This window comes from Rhodococcus sp. Z6_132 (assembly GCF_058133635.1).
Genome location: NZ_JBYUNP010000002.1, coordinates 1212160 through 1228781 on the forward strand (window position 1 = coordinate 1212160; position 16622 = coordinate 1228781).

The following is a 16622-nucleotide window of genomic DNA, read 5'->3' on the forward strand; positions in this document are numbered from 1 at the left end:
CTGGTGCAGGCCGGGTCAGACCTCCATCAGCTCGGCCTCCTTGTTCTTCACCATCTCGTCGATCTGCGCCACGTAGCGGGCGGTCACCTTGTCCAGCTCCTTCTCGGCACGGTTGACGTCGTCCTCGCCGGCGTCACCGTCCTTCTGGATGCGGTTGAGCTCGTCCATCGACTTGCGGCGCACGTTGCGCACGGCGACCTTGGCGTCCTCGCCCTTGCCGCGCGCCTGCTTGGCGAACTCCCGGCGACGCTCCTCGGTGAGCTGGGGCAGCGAGATCCGGATGATGTGGCCGTCGTTGGACGGGTTCACCCCGAGGTCGGAGTTGCGGATCGCGGTCTCGATGTTGCGCAGCATGGCCGCCTCGTAGGGCTTGATCACGGCCATCCGGGCCTCGGGCACCGTGACGCTGGCCAGCTGGGTCACCGGGGTCATCGCGCCGTAGTACTCGACCACGATGCGGTTGAACATCCCCGGGTTGGCGCGACCGGTACGGATCGAGGAAAGGTCGTCCCTGGCCACGGAGACGGCCTTCTCCATCTTCTCCTCGGCCTCGAAGAGAGCTTCGTCAATCACAGCAGTTCCTCCGGTCTCGTTGCACTGATGCCAGTCTCCGCACCACACGGCTGTCCGCCGCTCGCGGTGTCAGCGTGTCACTTCGGTGAGCGCACCAGGGTGCCGATCTTCTCCCCCGCCACCGCGCGGGCGATGTTGCCCTCGACCAGCAGGTTGAACACCAGCATGGGCATCTTGTTGTCCATGCAGAGGCTGAAGGCGGTGGCGTCGGCGACCTTGAGGCTGCGGTCGAGCACCTCGCGGTGGGTGATCTCGGTGAACATGGTCGCGGTGGGGTCGGTCTTGGGGTCGGCGGTGTACACCCCGTCGACGCCCTTGGCCATCAGCACCACCTCGGCATCGATCTCCAGCGCCCGCTGGGCGGCGGTGGTGTCGGTGGAGAAGTAGGGCATGCCCATGCCGGCGCCGAAGATGACCACGCGCCCCTTCTCCAGGTGACGCTCGGCCCGGCGCGGGATGTAGGGCTCAGCGACCTGACCCATGCTGATCGCGGTCTGCACCCGGGTGTCCACCCCGGCCTGCTCCAGGAAGTCCTGCAGGGCCAGGCAGTTCATCACCGTGCCCAGCATGCCCATGTAGTCGGCGCGGGCGCGGTCCAGACCGTGCTGCTGCAGCTCGGCGCCGCGGAAGAAGTTGCCTCCACCGATGACCACGGCCACCTGTGCGCCGGTGCGGACCACCTCGGCGATCTGCGCGGCGACGTTGCGCACCACCTTGGGGTCGACCCCCACGCCCCCACCGCCGAACATCTCCCCGCCGAGCTTGAGCAGCACGCGGCGGTAGCCGCCTCGCGTGGTGTGGGTGTCCTGGACGGTCATCGGGCTCCTCGAGGTCTCGCCGGGGTTTGACGCCGCCGGGCGTCCGTGGGGGCGTCCGGCGCTGGGTGTGCACACGACGGCGGGGTCATCTCAGCCGGCACCGATCGTCTCGGTGCGGCTGGGACGACCCCGCCATCCTGCCTCATGCTGTTTCGGTCAGGCCTGACCAACCTCGAAGCGCGAGAAACGCGTGATGGTGGCACCTGCGGCGTCCAGCACGGCCTTCACCGTCTTCTTCGACTCCTGCACGGACGCCTGCTCCAGGAGCACGGTGTCCTTGAAGAAGCCGTTGACGCGACCCTCGATGATCTTGGGCATGGCCTGCTCGGGCTTGCCCTCCTCGCGGGCGGTCTCCTCGGCGATGCGACGCTCGGCGGCGACGATGTCCTCGGGAACCTCGTCGCGGGTGACGTAGCGCGGGCGCATCGCGGCGACCTGCATCGCGGCACCGTGGGCGGCCTGCGCGGCCTCCTCGGAGTCGCCGGTGTACTCCACCAGCACGCCGACGGCGGGCGGCAGGTCGGCGGAGCGCTTGTGCAGGTACACGGCCACCGGGCCGTCGTAGCTGACCACGCGGCGGATCTCGAGCTTCTCGCCGATCTTGGCGGAGAACTGCGCGACCAGGTCGGCCACGGTGGTGGCACCGTCCACGGCCTGCAGGTTCAGGGCCGCGACGTCGGAGGTCTTGCCGGCAGCGGCAGCGGTGACCACGCGGTCGGCCAGCTCCTGGAACTCGGCGTTCTTGGCGACGAAGTCGGTCTCGCAGTTGAGCTCGACCATGACGCCGTCGGCCGCGGCGACGAGGCCGTTGGCGGTGGCCCGCTCGGCCCGCTTGCCCACGTCCTTGGCGCCCTTGATGCGCAGCAGCTCGACGGCCTTGTCGAAGTCACCCTCGCTGTCGGTGAGCGCGTTCTTGCAGTCCATCATTCCGGACCCGGTCAGTTCGCGGAGTCGCTTGACGTCCGCGGCGGTGTAGTTCGCCATGTGCGGCGAGCCTCCTTGGTTTGGTGCGTTCGACGGGGGGCGGGTTCAGCGAACCCGGGGCGCGGTGTGCCGGTGCGGCACTCGACGCGCTGCGACGACCGCCAGAGCCGGGCACCGGGGTGGGGTGCCCGGCTCTGGCGGGACGTCAGGAGTTGTCCGCGGGGGCGTCGGTCTCGGAGACCGGCGCACCGCCGATGGCGGACTCGGCCGCAGCGGTCTCGGGGATCTCCGCGACCTGCTCGACGACCTCGGTGACCGCGGTCTCGGCGGCGGGGGTCTCCGCAGCAGCCTCGGCGACGACCTCGGTGGCCGCGGCGGCGGTGGCGGACTGCGCGAGCAGCTCCTGCTCCCACTCCGCCAGCGGCTCGGCGACGCCACCCTCGGGCTTGGCGTCACCGTCGCCGCTGCGTCCGGCCCGGGCCTGCAGGCCCTCGGCCACCGCGGTGGCGATGACCTTGGTCAGCAGGGCGGCGGAGCGGATCGCGTCGTCGTTGCCCGGGATCGGGTAGTCGACGAGGTCGGGGTCGCAGTTGGTGTCCAGGATCGCGACGACCGGGATCTTCAGCTTGCGGGCCTCGGCGACGGCCAGGTGCTCCTTGTTGGTGTCGACGATCCACACCGCGCTCGGAACCTTGGACATGTCGCGGATACCACCGAGGGTGCGCGCCAGCTTGGTCATCTCACGCGTGAGCATGAGGATTTCCTTCTTGGTGCGACCCTCGAAGCCACCGGTCTGCTCCATCGACTCAAGCTCCTTGAGTCGCTGCAGGCGCTTGTGCACGGTCTGGAAGTTGGTGAGCATGCCGCCCAGCCAGCGCTGGTTCACGTAGGGCATGCCGACGCGGGTCGCCTGCTCGGCGATGGACTCCTGCGCCTGCTTCTTGGTGCCGATGAACATCAGGGTGCCGCCGTGCGAGACGGTCTCCTTGACGAACTCGAACGCCTGGTCGATGAAGACCAGCGTCTGCTGCAGGTCGATGATGTAGATGCCGTTGCGGTCGGTGAAGATGAACCGCTTCATCTTGGGGTTCCAGCGTCGGGTCTGGTGCCCGAAGTGTGCGCCGCTGTCGAGCAGCTGCTTCATGGTGACGACTGCCATAGTGGTGGTCGAGGGTCGCCCCTCGTCCTTTCTTGCTCAGTGCGCGCCAGGGGCCAAGACCCGCTGGCACGCGGCCGGTTTGTCGCGCTGGCCGGGTGGACCAGCGCCCTGGCGCCCGAGAAGGATGCCGGACCCGCTCCTGCGGGACCGCCGGCAACCGTCCACCTGGTGGAACGGGTGGGACTCAGGCGCGCGAAGTCGGCCTGTGCACGCACAGGTCGCGGGCCCAGTGTACGACCTGCCGGGCACGACCTGCACCACCGACCTGCGCGACCCCCGTGGCTGTGCACAGCGACCAGCCCTCGTGCACAGCACACCGCGCGCGCCTGGGCTCTCGGACGCAGGTGGGTGAGGGTCGTCCGGTGGGGCGACGGAGCTGGGTGCTGGCGGTGGTGGCGCTGCTGTGCGCGGTGCTGGTGCCGCCGTCGGCAGCGGCCAGCGCCGTGCCCACCCAGGCCCCCGACGTGCCGGCTCCCCGGGGCACCTACTCCTGGCCGCTGGGCGGGTGGCCGCTGGTCGCGCGGCCGTTCCAGCCGCCGGCCAGCGTGTACGGGCCGGGACACCGCGGGGTCGACCTGCGTGCCGCAGCGGGGGCGCCGGTGCTGGCCGCCGGTGCGGGCACCGTGGTGTTCGCCGGGCCGCTGGCCGGGCGCGGGGTGGTGTCGGTGCAGCACCCCAGCGGGCTGCGCACCACCTACGAGCCGGTGACGGCGCAGGTGGCCGCCGGTGCGCCGGTGCAGCAGGGCCAGGTGCTGGGGGTGCTGCAGGCCGGGCACGCGGGCTGCCCCGGCGCGGCGTGCCTGCACTGGGGGGTGCGCCGGGGCGAGACCTACCTCGACCCGCTGCGCCTGGTGGGCAGCTGGCCGGTGCGGCTCAAGCCCTGGGCGGAGTGAGCGGGCCTCAGGCGCGGGGGTGAGCCTGCTCGTGCACCGCGCGCAGCCGGCCGACGCTGACGTGGGTGTACAGCTGGGTGGTGGCCAGGGTGGAGTGCCCCAGCAGCTCCTGCACCACCCGCAGGTCGGCGCCGCCCTCCAGCAGGTGGGTGGCCGCGGAGTGGCGCAGCCCGTGCGGGCCCAGGTCGGGCGCGCCGGGCACGGTGCCCACCACCTGGTGCACCGTGCGGCGCACCGCCCGCTGGTCGAGGCGGCCACCGCGGGCGCCCAGCAGCAGGGCGGCGCCGCTGCGCGGACCCGCCAGGTGCGGGCGCCCGTGCTGCAGCCAGGCGTCCAGCGCCCGCGCCGCGGGCACGCCGTAGGGCACCGACCGCTCGGTGCCGCCCTTGCCCAGCACCCGCAGCACCCGGCGCTCGGCGTCCACCGACTCCAGGTCCAGCCCGCACAGCTCCCCCACCCGGATGCCGGTGGCGTAGAGCAGCTCCATCACCAGGTGGTCGCGCAGCGCCTGCGGGTCGTGCTGCTCGGCACCCAGCGCGGCAGCGTCCACCGCCTGGGCCGCCTGGTCGGGGCGGAGCACGGCGGGCAGGGTGCGGTGCGCGCGCGGGGAGGCCAGCCGGGTGCCGGGGTCGCTGGTGGTGCGGCCGGTGCGCAGCGCCCAGGCGGTGAAGCTGCGCACGGCCGCCGTGCGCCGCGCCAGGGTGGTGCGGGCGACGCCCGCACCGGACTGTGCCGCCAGCCAGGAGCGCAGCACCTGCACCGTCAGCCCGTCCAGGCCCGTCACCGCCGGTTCGGCCCCGCACCAGTGGCGGAACAGGGACCGGACGTCACCCTGGTAGGCCCGCACGGTGTGCCGCGACCGGCCGCCCTCCAGCTCGAGGTGCTCACCGAAGGCCTGCAGCGCCTCGCGCAGCGGCACGGGCAGGGACTCGTCGGAGCCAGGCACCTTCGCGGACGGAGCATTCACCCGCACACCGTGCGGCAGCGCTGACGCTGGGTCAAGCGCCACGCCGCTGGCGCCGGGGCCGGGGCCGGGGCCGGGGCGCACCCGACCACCGGGACTTCCGCGGTGCGTGGCCGGGCGGTGCGGCGACACTCCAGGCTTCCCCGCTGAGCACACCCCGGAGGCAGCCCTGATGGACAGCACCGCGCCCACCACCACCAACGCCGGCCCGTTCCGCGGCTTCGTCGGGTCGGTGCAGCCGGAGTGGATCGACGTCAACGGGCACATGAACTCGCGCCACTACGGGCTGCTCATCTACGAGTCCAACGCCGCGCTCACCGAGCACCTCGGCCTCGGCGACAGCTACGTGGCGCAGCGGCACTGCGGAAAGATGGTCGTGGACGCCCACATCGCCTACGAGCGCGAGCTGCGCCTGGGCGAGGAGATCGCGGTGGACTCCTGGCTGGTCGGGGTGGACGCGAAGCGGCTGCACACCTTCCACGAGCTGTACTCGCTCACCGGTGGCTACCGTGCCGCCACCGGTGAGCAGCTCGACCTGCACGTGAGCCTGCAGACCCGCGGGGTGAGCCCCTTTGCCGCCGACACCCTGCAGCGGCTGCAGGAGATCGTGCGCCGGCAGTGCGCCGACGGCCTGCCCACCGGGCTGGGCCGGCGGGTGCGGGGCATCGCCGGTCCCTCCTAGCGGGCGTCGCGCCAGGCGATCGCGTCGCGCAGCTCGGTCAGGTCGTAGTCCGGCCCGCCGACGCCCACGGTGAACAGGCTGACGCCCTCGTTGACGAAGTCCTCGGCGACCGCGCCCCCTTCCTTGGGGAACGACACCGAGCGGGCGATGGCGGCCGGGTCGCGCCCGACGTCCTGGCAGTGCGCCGCGAGCACCTGGTTCTTGTGCCGCAGGGCCTCCAGGTCGGCGAAGCTGTGCCAGATGTGGGCGTGCTCGGCCACCAGCCGCAGCGTCTTGCGCTCGCCGCCGCCGCCGATGAGCACCGGGATCTCCCGGATGGGGGCCGGGTTGAGCAGCGCGAAGCGGCGCTCGATGCGGTCCAGGTTCTCCCCCAGGGTGCGCAGCCGCGAGCCGGGGGTGCCGAACTCGTAGCCGTAGGCCTCGTAGTCCTTCTCGAACCAGCCGCCACCGATGCCCAGGATCAGCCGTCCACCGCTGATGTGGTCGACTGTGCGGGCCATGTCGGCGAGCAGGTCGGGGTTGCGGTACCCGCCGCCGGTGACCAGGGCGCCGAGCTCCACCCGCTCGGTCTGCTCGGCCCAGGCGGCGAGCATCGTCCAGCACTCGAAGTGCGGGCCGTCCGGGTCGCCGTACAGCGGGAAGAAGTGGTCCCAGTTGAAGACGATGTCGACCCCGAGCTCCTCGCTGCGCAGCACGGCGTCGCGGATCATGCCGTAGTCAGGAGCCTGCTGCGGCTGGAGCTGGACACCGATGCGGACGGGTTGTGTTGCGGCTGTAGTCACGTCGCCTGTAGTCATGTCATTGACGGTACCGGCCCACTGCGCCGTGGGGCCGGACGAAGACCGTCCACCCCACCGGCGAGCAGCAGATGTCCGTGCGGCGGTGCGCCCGCGTCCCGGACTCCTCTGGTTGGCGGGACCAGGTTCTGCGGCCAGCCCGCTAGCGGGCCCGGTTCCACCCCTGCTCCGTCCACTCGACCAGGCCCGCCATCTCCAGCAGCGGCAGTGCCCCGCGCACCTGCGCCAGCGGCAGCCCGGACTGCTGCGCCAGCTGCCGCTCGTTCACCGCACCGCGGGCCGGGAACGCCTCGAGGACCTGGGCGCTCACCCGGTCGAGCCCGTCGGTGGGCCGCAGGTCCAGCTCGCCCTGCCGCGGCCCGGCCAGCTCCCCGATGCGCCCGGCCTCCTCGATCACCTCCGCGGCACTGGTGGCCAGCACCGCCTCCCCGGTGCGGATCATCCGGTGGCACCCCGCCGAGCTGAGCGCGGTGACCGGGCCCGGCACCGCCAGCACCGGACGCCCGAGGTGTCGTGCCCAGGTGGCGGTGTTGCGGGCCCCGCTGCGCCAGCCGGCCTCCACCACGACGACACCGTCGGCCAGGCCCGCCACCAGCCGGTTGCGGGCCAGGAAGCGGTGCTTGGCGGGGGTGGTGCCCGGCGGGTACTCGCTGAGCACCACACCCTCTCGCGCGATCTCCCGCAACAGGGCCGCATGGCCAGCGGGGTAGGCGCGGTCCACCCCGCAGGCGAGCACGGCCACCGTGCGTCCTCCCGCGGCCAGCGCCGCGCGGTGTGCGGCACCGTCGATGCCGTAGGCCGCGCCCGAGACGATCGTCCACCCCTCGGCCACCAGGTCGTGGGTCAGCTCGGCGGTGACGTGCTCGCCGTAGCCGCTGGCCGCCCGGGTGCCCACCATGGCCACCGCCCGACGGGTGAGCTCCTCCACCGGCGCCGTGCCCAGCACCCACAGCGCCAGCGGAGCCACCGCGTCGCGCACCCCGGTTGCGGTCGCCGTGCTGAACGCCAGCCACCGCCAGCTGGGCCACTCCTCGTCGTCCGGGGTGACCAACCGGCCGCCAAGGACCGCGAGCAGGTCCAGGTCAGCGCGGACGGTGTCGCGGTGGCGCCGGCTCTGGGTAGGCCCGTCCAGCGCCGGTGGCAGGGTGCGCTCCCGCAGGGCCCGCGCCGCCTGCTCCGGGCCCACCTCCGCCACGAACGCCGACAGCGGCGCGCACGGCGCCTCGGCCACCCCCGACAGGTACGCCCAGTCGCGCAGCCTGCTGTCCACCGCCCGGGTGCTCATGCCGCCCTCCGGTCCCGGAAGCCCAGCGCGGTGGACACCTCGGCCGCCCCGGGGCTCGCCGCGCCGGCCAGGTCGGCCAGCGTCCAGGACACCCGCAGCGCCCGGTCGGCCCCGCGTGCGGTGATCTGGCCCTTGCGCAGCGCTTGCTCCAGCGGGGCCAGCGCTGCCCGGTCGAGCCGGAAGCGTTGGCGCAGGGCGGGGCCGGGCACCTCAGCGTTGGTGCGCCAGCCGTGCCCGCTCCACCGCTGCGCCGCAGCCTCCCGCGCCTGGCCCACCCGCTCGCGCACCGCGGCGGTGCTCTCCGGCGCCTCCGCGCTCAGCGCGCTCGACGCCAGCGCCCGCATCCGGACCCGCAGGTCCACCCGGTCCAGCAGCGGCCCGGACAACCTGCCCAGGTAGCGCCGCCGCGCGGTGGGCGGGCACACACAGTCCAGCTCCCGAGCGGGGGCGCACGGGCACGGGTTGGCGGCGAGCACCAGCTGGAAGCGGGCCGGGTACCGCGCCACCCCGTCGCGGCGGGCGATGCGCACCTCCCCGTCCTCCAGCGGGGTGCGCAGCGCCTCCAGCGCGCGGGCGGAGAACTCCGGGCACTCGTCCAGGAAGAGCACGCCGCGGTGGGCCTGGCTCACCGCCCCTGGGCGGGCGAGCCCGGAGCCGCCACCGACCAGCGCGCTCACCGAGGCGGTGTGGTGCGGGGCCACGAACACCGGTCGGGTGATGAGCGGCTGCTCGGCGCTGAGCAGCCCAGCCACCGAGTGGATGGCGGTGACCTCCAGCGCCTCCTCGTCGCCCAGCGGGGGCAACAACCCGGGCAGGCGCTGCGCCAGCATGGTCTTGCCGGTGCCGGGCGGTCCGGTGAGCAGCAGGTGGTGCGCGCCGGCGGCGGCGACCTCCAGCGCCCACCGGGCCTCGGGCTGGCCCACCACCTCGTCCAGGTCGGTGCTCAGGTGCTGCTCGGCGACCACCCGAGCACCGGGGCGCTGCAGCTCACCGGCGCCGCGCAGCCACGCCAGCGCTGCTCGCAGCGTGGGGGCGGCGTACACCTCGATCCCGTCCACCAGGCCCGCCTCGGCGAGGGTGTCGGTGGGGACCAGCGCTCGTTGCCAGCCCGCGCTGCGGGCGGCGAGCAGGGCCGGCAGCACCCCGCGCACCCGGCGCAGCCGCCCGTCCAGGGCCAGCTCGCCCAGCAGCACGGTGGTCTCCATCGCCCGCGCCGGCACCTCCCCCGACGCTCGGAGCACCGCGCAGGCCAGCGCCACGTCGTAGACCGAGCCCACCTTGGGCAGCGTCGCCGGCGACAGCGCCAGCGTGATGCGCCGGGTGGGCCACTTCTCCCCCGAGTTGGCCACCGCCGCGCGCACCCGGTCGCGCGACTCCTGCAGCGCGGTGTCGGGCAGGCCAACCAGATGCACCCCGGGCAGCCCGTTGCCCAGGTAGGCCTCGATCTCCACCAGCTGGCCGTCCACCCCGCTCACGGCCACCGAGTGCGCCCGCCCCAGCGCCATCAGTAGACCCCCGGGAAGTGCTCGACCTCCACCGGACGGCCGGGCCGCACCAGCACCGACACCACGTCGAAGCGCACCTCCACCCAGCCCACCCGGTGCGCGGCCAGCCACAGCTGGGCCAGGCGCCGCAGCCGCAGCAGCTTCTCGCGGGTGACCGACTCGGCGGGATGGCCGAACGCGACACCGGTGCGGGTCTTGACCTCCACCACCACCAGCGTCTTCCCGTCCACCGCGACCAGGTCGAGCTCGCCCTGGCGGCAGCGCCAGTTGCGGTCCAGCACCACCAGGCCCCGCTCGGTGAGGTAGCGCGAGGCCACGTCCTCCCCGTGGGCACCCAGCACCGCTCGCGGGTTGGGCACCGCTCGTGAATTGGGCACCGCTCGTGAATTGGGCACCGCTCGTGAATTGAGCACCGCTCGTGAATCGAGCACCGACTGCTCACCGTCGGCGGGTGGTTCGGGCGGGTGTGTCTGCGCAGCGTTCACGGCGGTCCCCGGTGCGTCGCGTCGCCGAGGGTCTCGGCCACTGAGGACCGCCAGCGTGCCGAGGTGCCACCCACCGCGTGCACCGTTCACCGCAGCTGGGGACAGCGGGGCGTGCTTGTGCACAGCTGCGCTCAGGTGATGCGGTCGCCGCCCACCAGCCTCTGGCCACCCTCTGTGGTGTCGATGGCCTGGCGCAGGATGGCTGCCCCGGCAGGCGCCTGCGGCTCGAGCGTCTCCGCCAGCAGCTGAGCGGTGCCGGTGATCACCGACGCCGGCGCGAACCCGCGCAGCAGCGTGCACAGCCAGGTGAGGGCATCGCCCACGATGCTCGCGTCGTCGGTCAGCAGAGCAGCAGCCGTGTGCCGAACGATCCACCCGAGGTCCTCCCGGGTACGCGCGTGCTGGTACGACGTCATGCTCGACAGCCGGGGGAACGCACCGAGCATCCGGTCGTGGGCCCGCCCGATGATCGCGTCGTCCACGGTGTCGAGCAGCAGCACCTCGGTGGGCACGTCCCTGCTGCGTCCGGTGAGCGCGGGCGGAGGTTCCAGGAGCACCCCAGCGTCGACCGCCCAGGCATCGGCCCCGATGGCCTGCGCCCGGCGCGGGTGGGCACCGAGAGCCCGGCCGCCGACGACGACAGGCACCTCCAGGTCGTGCGCCACCGCGATGCAGCGGGCGGCGCCGACGAGGTTGGTCGGCATGGAGCAGGACAGCGCCACCACGTCGATGTCGCCGACGGAGAGCCGACGGTGCAGCTGCTCGGCCGGCATGGACGGTCCGAGCATGGTGACCCGCAGCTCACCCGTCGCTCCCGCGATGGCAGCCGCCATCCGGGCCGGCAGGCTGTGCCACTCCCCCTCCACGCAGGCCACGGCCACGTGCCGGGTGTGCTCGCCCCGCCGGGGCACCGCCGCGTAGGTCAGCGCGGCGAGCGCTGCCTCGGTGACCGAGGTGGCCACGTGCTCGTCGGCGACGGACCACTGGCCCGACTCCCATCGCTGACCGACGCTCACCTGCGCCGGTGCAAGGACCTCGGTGATGATCCGGTCCACCGGCATGCCGTCGTCCAGGAGCCCGACCACGAGGTCACTGGCTCCGTGGAGGTCGAACTCCTCGACCGTGCGGAAGTAGGCCGCGCACGGGTCGGCGGGTGCACTCACGTGGGTCCACCTCGACCAGACCCAGCGGTGCAGCCCAGCTCCGTGCGGTTGCGGCCCGCGCTCTTGCCCCGGTACATCGCCGCGTCCGCCAGCTGCAGCGCTGCCCGACCGCCGTCCTCGCCCACCTCTGCCACCCCGATCGTGAGCCCGATCAGCGCCGCAGCTGCTGGTTGCTCCGACTCCCAGCGTTGCCGAACCTGCTCACCCATCGCCACCAGGCCCGGCCCGGCCAGCCCGGGCGTCAGGCACACGAACTCGTCACCGCCGTAGCGTCCGCAGGCGTCGTCCCGGCGGAAGGTGCGGAGCATCAGGGCACCGAACGCACGCAGCACCTTGTCGCCCGCCGCATGCCCGCCGGTGTCGTTGACGGTCTTGAAGTGATCGAGGTCGATCAGGCAGACGCCATCGCCTGGCGCCGCGCTGGACAGACGCCGCATCCAGGCTCGCCGCGTCAGGACACCCGTCAGGTGGTCGCGCGTCGCCTCCTCGTCTCGCCGCTCCTGGTCTCGCATGCGGGAGAGCACGAGCCGCGCCGCCTCGAGGAACTCCGGCAGCACCGCTCGCAGGCGCATCGCCGCGACGCTGACGGGGTCGGCGCAGGGCAGCAGCGGCTCCGCCAGACCGAGCGCGACGTCGAGGGGGACTGCTGTCGCCGGGTCGGCGTAGCGGGCCACCACGAGAGCCCCGCCGAGGTCGTGGACGAGCGTCGACACGATGGCGCTCACCTCCGCCGCTGACCCCGCGCGCAGCAGTGCCTGGGTGGCGGCGAGCTCAGCGGCCACGGCGGTCGGATCGGGCACGGCGGCGTTCAGCGGGTACGCACGCCCGCTGGCCTGGTGTGCAGGGCCGGCCAGTCGCGCGGCCGCCACGGACGGTGGCGCCGCGGGCTCGCTCGTCGTCCCCCTCTCGTCCGTCCCCCTCTCGTCCGTCATCGTGGTGTCCGCGGCCCGGCCGACGTCCGGGGCGTCCGGGACCGCGCCGAGGCGACCGGGACGTCACCGCAGGCGGCGATGGCTGCACCGAGCTGGTCGACCGGGACGGGCCGCGACCACAGGAAGCCCTGCCCGTGCTGACATCCCAGCGAGTGGAGGAAGGCGTACTGCTCCGCCGTCTCCACCCCCTCAGCGATGGTCGCGGCACCCACGGCGGCGGCAAGGCCGACGATGCTCTCGCAGATCGCCTCGTCGTCCACGTTGGTCCCGATGCCGGCAACAAACTCGCGGTCGATCTTGATGGTGTTGATGGGGTAGCGGCGCAGGTAGTGCAACGAGCTGTAGCCGGTGCCGAAGTCGTCGATGGCGACGTTGACCCCCAGCTGCGACAGCGCCTCCAGGGTTCGGACCACGGCATCCTCGTCCTCGACGAAGGCCGACTCGGTCACCTCGATCATCAGACGCCCTGCCCGCAAGCCGCTGGTCTCGAGCACCTGCTGCACCTGCCGGACCGCGTCGTCGTTGAGCTGCAGCACAGAGAAGTTGACCGCGACGTCGAGCTCGCGACCCTCGTGCGTCATGGCGACCGCGTCCCGGACGGCCTGGTCCAGCACCCAGCCTCCCAGCACGTGGATGAGGCCGGTCGCCTCCGCCATCGGGATGAATCGATCCGGCCCCACCCGGCCCAGGACCGGGTGCTCCCACCGCACCAGCGACTCGACCGCCACGACCGTGCCGGTCGTGAGGTCGACGACCGGCTGGTAGTGCAGGACGAACTGGGTGACGTTCCCCGCCAGCGCCTTCCGCAGCTCCGTCTCCAGGGTCGTCCGGCCGATCACCGCCTCCTCGAGCTCCTGCGTGAACAGGGCGACGCTCCTGGGGCCTCGGGTCTTGGCGTCAGCGAGGGCCAGGCGGGCCGCGCTCAAGGTTCGCTCGGGATCGCGACCCGTGACGTGTAGCGCCATGCCGACGCTCCCGGTGACCGGTATCGGCAGGTCGGCGGCGCCAAAGGGCTGCTCCAGCGCCGTCACCAGCCCCGCGCCCAGGGCGAGCACCTCCTCCGGGTCGTCGAGGTCCAGGTCCCGCCACAGCACCAGGAACTCGTCCCCCGACACCCGAGCCAGGGTGTCGCCGGGCCGAAGCTGCGCGAGGAGGCGCTGGGCGACCTGGACGAGGACGCGGTCTCCTCCGCTGTACTGCACCCGGTGGTTGACCCTTTCGAAGTTGGTCAGGTCCAGGTGGGCCACCGCCACTCCGAGCCCGCGGCGGTCGGCGTCGCAGATCGCCTGCTCCAGACGGTCCACCAGCAGGGCCCGGTTGGGCAGGTCGGTCAGCGCGTCGTGCATCGACTGGTACGCCAGGGTCTGCTCGATCTCGCGCACGTTCGTGGTGTCGAGGTGGGTGATCACGGCTCCCCGTCCGCCGTTGATCGTTGCCGACGTCACCTGGACGCGGAACCACCGGCTCTCGTCGGGCGAGCGCCACGCGTAGTCGTGCCGGAACAGCTCCAGCGTGCCGGCGAGCACCCGCCGGAGTCCTCCGACCACGATCGCCGCGTCCGGCGTCCCGCTGCCCCGGCGGTCCAGGTCGGCCCGGTCGCAGGTGTCCAGGTAGCTGACCCCCACTCCGCAGAGCTCGTCCGTTCCGCCGTTGCGCCCGGTGACGTCGCGCCACGCCAGGTTGACGGCGACGATCCGACCCTCCGGGTCGACAGCGCAGGTGGGTGCGTCCTGGGCGTCGAGGAGCCCCCGGGCCAGGTCCAGGTACCGGAGCGCTCGATCCTCGGCGCGGTCGCCGGGCAGCGCGCTCACCATGGCCTGCGCTCCATCCACCCGGGCCCACAGGGTCATGTCGCTGTCGGTGGAGCCGGTGACGATCAGCAGCGGGGTGGCGGGGTGCGCGGCGCGCACTTCCTCGGCGGCGGCCGCGCCCGGAGCCCGGTGCTGCGGCACGTGCACGAGGACAACGTCGAAGGGGTCTTCGGCCAGCCGGGCCAGCGCAGCAGCCTGGCCGACCTCGACCTGCAGCTCGAGGAAGGCGTGCGGAAAGCGGTTCGTGAGCAGCACCAGCACGAGAGCCGTGTCGGTCGAGGGCTCCGCGACGAGCAACAGCCTCAGCGGCGCGCCCGCACCGTGCAGCGCCAGCCCGTCCCCCGCTCCACGCAGGGTCATCGCGGCCTCATCGCCGAGATGGCGGGTCGTCCGAGTGTCGTCATGAGGTGCCCAGTGTTGGTGGTGGTGGCCCTCGCACTGCACCACGGGTCGCGGCGCAGCAGACGCCGGCACGTGCTGAAGGACGAGCAGGTCGTTCGGTAGCCCGGCTGACCCCTGCGGGCCCCGTGGCTTTGCGTCCCCGACTTCCGTCGGGTTTGCCGTTTCGCGCTGGCGCCGGTGCAGGTCCGCCGCCACGATCAGGAGTACAGCACGCTGTTCACCATCTCGGCCCTAAGCGTATCCCACACGCGGCCAACCTGTTTCGGCCCTGACAGTGGGCGAAGGGGCGAGAAGGGCCACAACCGCGAGATGCTGGAGGTCAGGCCCGCACCCGACCGGACCGTGGAGAGGTGACCACGTGGTGAGCTTCGACGTGAAGAAGGAGCTGCGCAGCCTCTACGCGCCCAAGGCCGACGGCTTCAGCGTGGTCGACGTGCCCACGCTGTCGTTCCTCATGATCGACGGCCACGGCGACCCCAACACGGCGGCCGCCTACCGCGACGCCGTCCAGACGCTCTACCCCCTGTCCTACGCGGTGCGCGCCGAGGCCAGGCGGCAGCTGGAGAAGGTGCACACCGTCGCTCCGCTGGAGGCCCTCTGGTCCGCCGAGGACCTGACGGCGTTCACCCGGCGGGACAAGGGCGCCTGGGACTGGACGGTGATGATCGCCCAGCCCCAGTGGATCACCGCTGACCTGGTTGCCGAGGCCACGCGCGCCGCGGCCGAGAAGGACCTGCCGGCGCTCGAGCTGGCCCGCTTCGAGCCCTACCCCGAGGGCCGCAGCGTGCAGATCCTGCACGTGGGCTCCTACGACAGCGAAGGACCCACGCTGCAGCGCCTGCACCAGGAGTTCCTGCCCGCACAGGGGCTGCGCCCCTCCGGGCGCCACCACGAGATCTACCTGTCCGACCCGCGCAAGACCGAGCCCGCACGCCTGCGGACGATCCTGCGCCAGCCCGTGGTCGCCGCGGGCTAGCTGACGGCTGCGCCGACCCCGGGGTGGATCGCTTCCTCGGCCATCACGCCCGCGATGAACTTGCCCACCTGCCGGTACACCGTGCGGCTCTCCTGCGCCCAGGGCAGCAGGAACGGGAAGACGTGGAACATCTCCGCCACCTCGTGCGCCTCGTGCGGCACGCCGTGCTCGGCCAGCCGCTGCACGAAGCTGCGGATGGCGTCCCGGAAGATCTCGTCACTGCCGTAGGAGACGAACGTCGGCGGCCACAGCGACAGGTCCTGGTGCAGCAGCGACACCGACGGGTCCTCCGGGTTGTGCCCGTGCAGGTAGGGGTTGGTGGGCACGTTCCAGGGCAGCACGTCCAGGGCGGCGTTCTCCTGCACCGAGGGCTCGTTGAGCACCATGCTCACCTCGGGCGAGAACAGCACCACCCCGGCCGGCAGCGGCAGCTCGTCCAGCACCAGGTCGTTGAGCACGCTGCCGGCCAGTCCCCCGCCGCCGGAGTCGCCGGCGAGGAACAGCCGGTCCGGGGAGACCTCACCCTCCGCCAGCAGCTCGCCGATCACCGCGACGACGTCCTCGGTAGCCGCGGGGTAGGGATACTCCGGCGCGAGGCGGTAGTCGGGCACGAAGACGTCGCAGCGGCTGGTGCGGGCCAGGTAGGCCATGAACACCGCGTACATGGTGGGCGAGGTGCCGATGTAGCCCCCACCGTGCAGGTAGACGATGGTCCCGACCGGCTCGGTGTCCGGGGCGCGGAACCACAGCCCGGGCACGTCGGCGACGGCGACGGCCTCCATGCGCACTCCCTGGGCCCGCACGAACGGCGGCAGCGCGACCCCGCTGATCCCGTCCAGCACGCGCTCCAGGGCGCGGAACTCGTCGATGGGCAGGGAGGTCATGTAGCCGATCAGCGAGCGCACGCACTCCCGCGTGGTGGACACCGCGACGTTGCGCACCACCGAGGCGTTGCCCCGCCACGGGGCGCGCAGCGCGGTCCGTGCCAGCGCCGCGGCGAAGGTGCCGCCCAGCCCGACGACGTCCACCACGGCGATGGGCGCACTCGCCACCGCCACGCCGACCCGTGCTCCCATCACCATGCTGCACTGCTCCCTCGGCTCGACCCGGCAACTCACCTCGCGCTGATGCCGGGCAGACAGTTGCCGCAGACAACGACCAGTGGCTCCAGGATGCACCTCGCCGCCCGGCTGCTGTCACGAGGGGGTGCACAGGGTCACCGGACAGCGGCTCCCTGACCAGCACCTACGGGT

Annotated in this window: 16 protein-coding genes and 1 riboswitch; of the genes, 3 read left to right on the forward strand and 13 right to left on the reverse strand. The window is 72.8% G+C overall.

Annotation, left to right across the window (positions count from 1 at the left end):
• Positions 1-15 precede the first annotated feature (15 nt).
• The 4 genes from frr to rpsB all read right to left on the reverse strand — a co-directional run bounded on the left by frr (position 16) and on the right by rpsB (position 3474).
• Positions 16-573 carry a ribosome recycling factor gene (frr, locus tag AC3YO9_RS12420; RefSeq protein ID WP_127782746.1) on the reverse strand — a complete coding sequence of 186 codons (558 nt, stop codon included), beginning with the start codon at positions 571-573 and terminating at the stop codon, positions 16-18.
• Positions 574-650: 77 nt separating this feature from the next.
• On the reverse strand, positions 651-1391 hold the full coding sequence (gene pyrH / locus AC3YO9_RS12425) for a UMP kinase (RefSeq protein ID WP_127782745.1): 741 nt from the start codon (positions 1389-1391) through the stop codon (positions 651-653).
• A 156-nt stretch (positions 1392-1547) separates the two neighbouring features.
• On the reverse strand, positions 1548-2375 hold the full coding sequence (gene tsf / locus AC3YO9_RS12430; RefSeq protein WP_127782744.1) for a translation elongation factor Ts: 828 nt from the start codon (positions 2373-2375) through the stop codon (positions 1548-1550).
• A 145-nt stretch (positions 2376-2520) separates the two neighbouring features.
• A complete protein-coding gene (gene rpsB, locus AC3YO9_RS12435; RefSeq protein WP_127782743.1) occupies positions 2521-3474 on the reverse strand; it encodes a 30S ribosomal protein S2 in 954 nt (317 codons plus the stop codon).
• 362 nt (positions 3475-3836) lie between these two features.
• On the opposite strand from rpsB, the gene AC3YO9_RS12440 reads away from it, so the two are divergent.
• Positions 3837-4367, forward strand: a complete 531-nt coding sequence (locus tag AC3YO9_RS12440) for a peptidoglycan DD-metalloendopeptidase family protein (protein ID WP_489983351.1) — start codon at positions 3837-3839, stop codon at positions 4365-4367.
• A 7-nt stretch (positions 4368-4374) separates the two neighbouring features.
• Here AC3YO9_RS12440 and AC3YO9_RS12445 read toward each other — a convergent pair whose 3' ends face one another.
• Positions 4375-5292: a tyrosine recombinase XerC gene (locus tag AC3YO9_RS12445; RefSeq protein ID WP_489983483.1), complete on the reverse strand. Its 918-nt coding sequence runs from the start codon at positions 5290-5292 to the stop codon at positions 4375-4377.
• 211 nt (positions 5293-5503) lie between these two features.
• On the opposite strand from AC3YO9_RS12445, the gene AC3YO9_RS12450 reads away from it, so the two are divergent.
• The gene (locus AC3YO9_RS12450) at positions 5504-6013 is read left to right on the forward strand and encodes a thioesterase family protein (protein WP_489983352.1); all 510 of its coding nucleotides are present in this window, start codon (positions 5504-5506) and stop codon (positions 6011-6013) included.
• On the opposite strand, the gene AC3YO9_RS12455 is transcribed toward AC3YO9_RS12450, so the two are convergent.
• From AC3YO9_RS12455 to AC3YO9_RS12485, 7 genes are all read right to left on the reverse strand, one after another.
• Entirely contained in the window at positions 6010-6810 is an 801-nt protein-coding gene (locus AC3YO9_RS12455) for an LLM class F420-dependent oxidoreductase (protein WP_489983353.1), read from the reverse strand. The genes AC3YO9_RS12450 and AC3YO9_RS12455 overlap by 4 nt on opposite strands.
• A 142-nt stretch (positions 6811-6952) precedes the next feature.
• Positions 6953-8095 carry a DNA-processing protein DprA gene (gene dprA / locus AC3YO9_RS12460; RefSeq protein WP_489983354.1) on the reverse strand — a complete coding sequence of 381 codons (1143 nt, stop codon included), beginning with the start codon at positions 8093-8095 and terminating at the stop codon, positions 6953-6955.
• Complete coding sequence (locus AC3YO9_RS12465) at positions 8092-9600, reverse strand: YifB family Mg chelatase-like AAA ATPase (protein ID WP_127782737.1); 1509 nt, start codon at positions 9598-9600, stop codon at positions 8092-8094. The genes dprA and AC3YO9_RS12465 overlap by 4 nt, the downstream gene beginning before the upstream one ends.
• Positions 9600-9959: a YraN family protein gene (locus tag AC3YO9_RS12470; protein ID WP_489983484.1), complete on the reverse strand. Its 360-nt coding sequence runs from the start codon at positions 9957-9959 to the stop codon at positions 9600-9602. The genes AC3YO9_RS12465 and AC3YO9_RS12470 overlap by 1 nt, the downstream gene beginning before the upstream one ends.
• Before the next feature lie 257 nt (positions 9960-10216).
• Positions 10217-11248: a cobalamin B12-binding domain-containing protein gene (locus AC3YO9_RS12475; protein WP_489983355.1), complete on the reverse strand. Its 1032-nt coding sequence runs from the start codon at positions 11246-11248 to the stop codon at positions 10217-10219.
• Positions 11245-12048, reverse strand: coding sequence for a GGDEF domain-containing protein (locus tag AC3YO9_RS12480; protein ID WP_489983356.1), 804 nt, complete (start codon positions 12046-12048; stop codon positions 11245-11247). Before AC3YO9_RS12480 ends, AC3YO9_RS12475 begins: the two co-directional genes overlap by 4 nt.
• A 128-nt stretch (positions 12049-12176) precedes the next feature.
• A complete protein-coding gene (locus AC3YO9_RS12485) occupies positions 12177-14351 on the reverse strand; it encodes a putative bifunctional diguanylate cyclase/phosphodiesterase (RefSeq protein WP_489983357.1) in 2175 nt (724 codons plus the stop codon).
• A gap of 136 nt (positions 14352-14487) precedes the next feature.
• Positions 14488-14563, reverse strand: a riboswitch (cyclic di-GMP riboswitch).
• 191 nt (positions 14564-14754) lie between these two features.
• On the opposite strand from AC3YO9_RS12485, the gene AC3YO9_RS12490 reads away from it, so the two are divergent.
• Entirely contained in the window at positions 14755-15369 is a 615-nt protein-coding gene (locus AC3YO9_RS12490) for a GyrI-like domain-containing protein (RefSeq protein ID WP_489983358.1), read from the forward strand.
• On the opposite strand, the gene AC3YO9_RS12495 is transcribed toward AC3YO9_RS12490, so the two are convergent.
• Positions 15366-16451, reverse strand: coding sequence for an alpha/beta hydrolase (locus AC3YO9_RS12495; RefSeq protein WP_489983359.1), 1086 nt, complete (start codon positions 16449-16451; stop codon positions 15366-15368). The genes AC3YO9_RS12490 and AC3YO9_RS12495 overlap by 4 nt on opposite strands.
• Between the last annotated feature and the right edge of the window lie 171 nt (positions 16452-16622).

What these genes read in the sequence shown, in the direction of transcription:
- pyrH (WP_127782745.1), bottom strand. Translation starts at nt 1,391, where the DNA reads ATGACCGTCCAGGACACCCACACCACGCGAGGCGGCTACCGCCGCGTG.
- tsf (WP_127782744.1), bottom strand. Translation starts at nt 2,375, where the DNA reads ATGGCGAACTACACCGCCGCGGACGTCAAGCGACTCCGCGAACTGACC.
- rpsB (WP_127782743.1), bottom strand. Translation starts at nt 3,474, where the DNA reads ATGGCAGTCGTCACCATGAAGCAGCTGCTCGACAGCGGCGCACACTTC.
- AC3YO9_RS12450 (WP_489983352.1), top strand. Translation starts at nt 5,504, where the DNA reads ATGGACAGCACCGCGCCCACCACCACCAACGCCGGCCCGTTCCGCGGC.
- AC3YO9_RS12455 (WP_489983353.1), bottom strand. Translation starts at nt 6,810, where the DNA reads ATGACTACAGGCGACGTGACTACAGCCGCAACACAACCCGTCCGCATC.
- dprA (WP_489983354.1), bottom strand. Translation starts at nt 8,095, where the DNA reads ATGAGCACCCGGGCGGTGGACAGCAGGCTGCGCGACTGGGCGTACCTG.
- AC3YO9_RS12465 (WP_127782737.1), bottom strand. Translation starts at nt 9,600, where the DNA reads ATGGCGCTGGGGCGGGCGCACTCGGTGGCCGTGAGCGGGGTGGACGGC.
- AC3YO9_RS12485 (WP_489983357.1), bottom strand. Translation starts at nt 14,351, where the DNA reads ATGACCCTGCGTGGAGCGGGGGACGGGCTGGCGCTGCACGGTGCGGGC.
- AC3YO9_RS12495 (WP_489983359.1), bottom strand. Translation starts at nt 16,451, where the DNA reads ATGGTGATGGGAGCACGGGTCGGCGTGGCGGTGGCGAGTGCGCCCATC.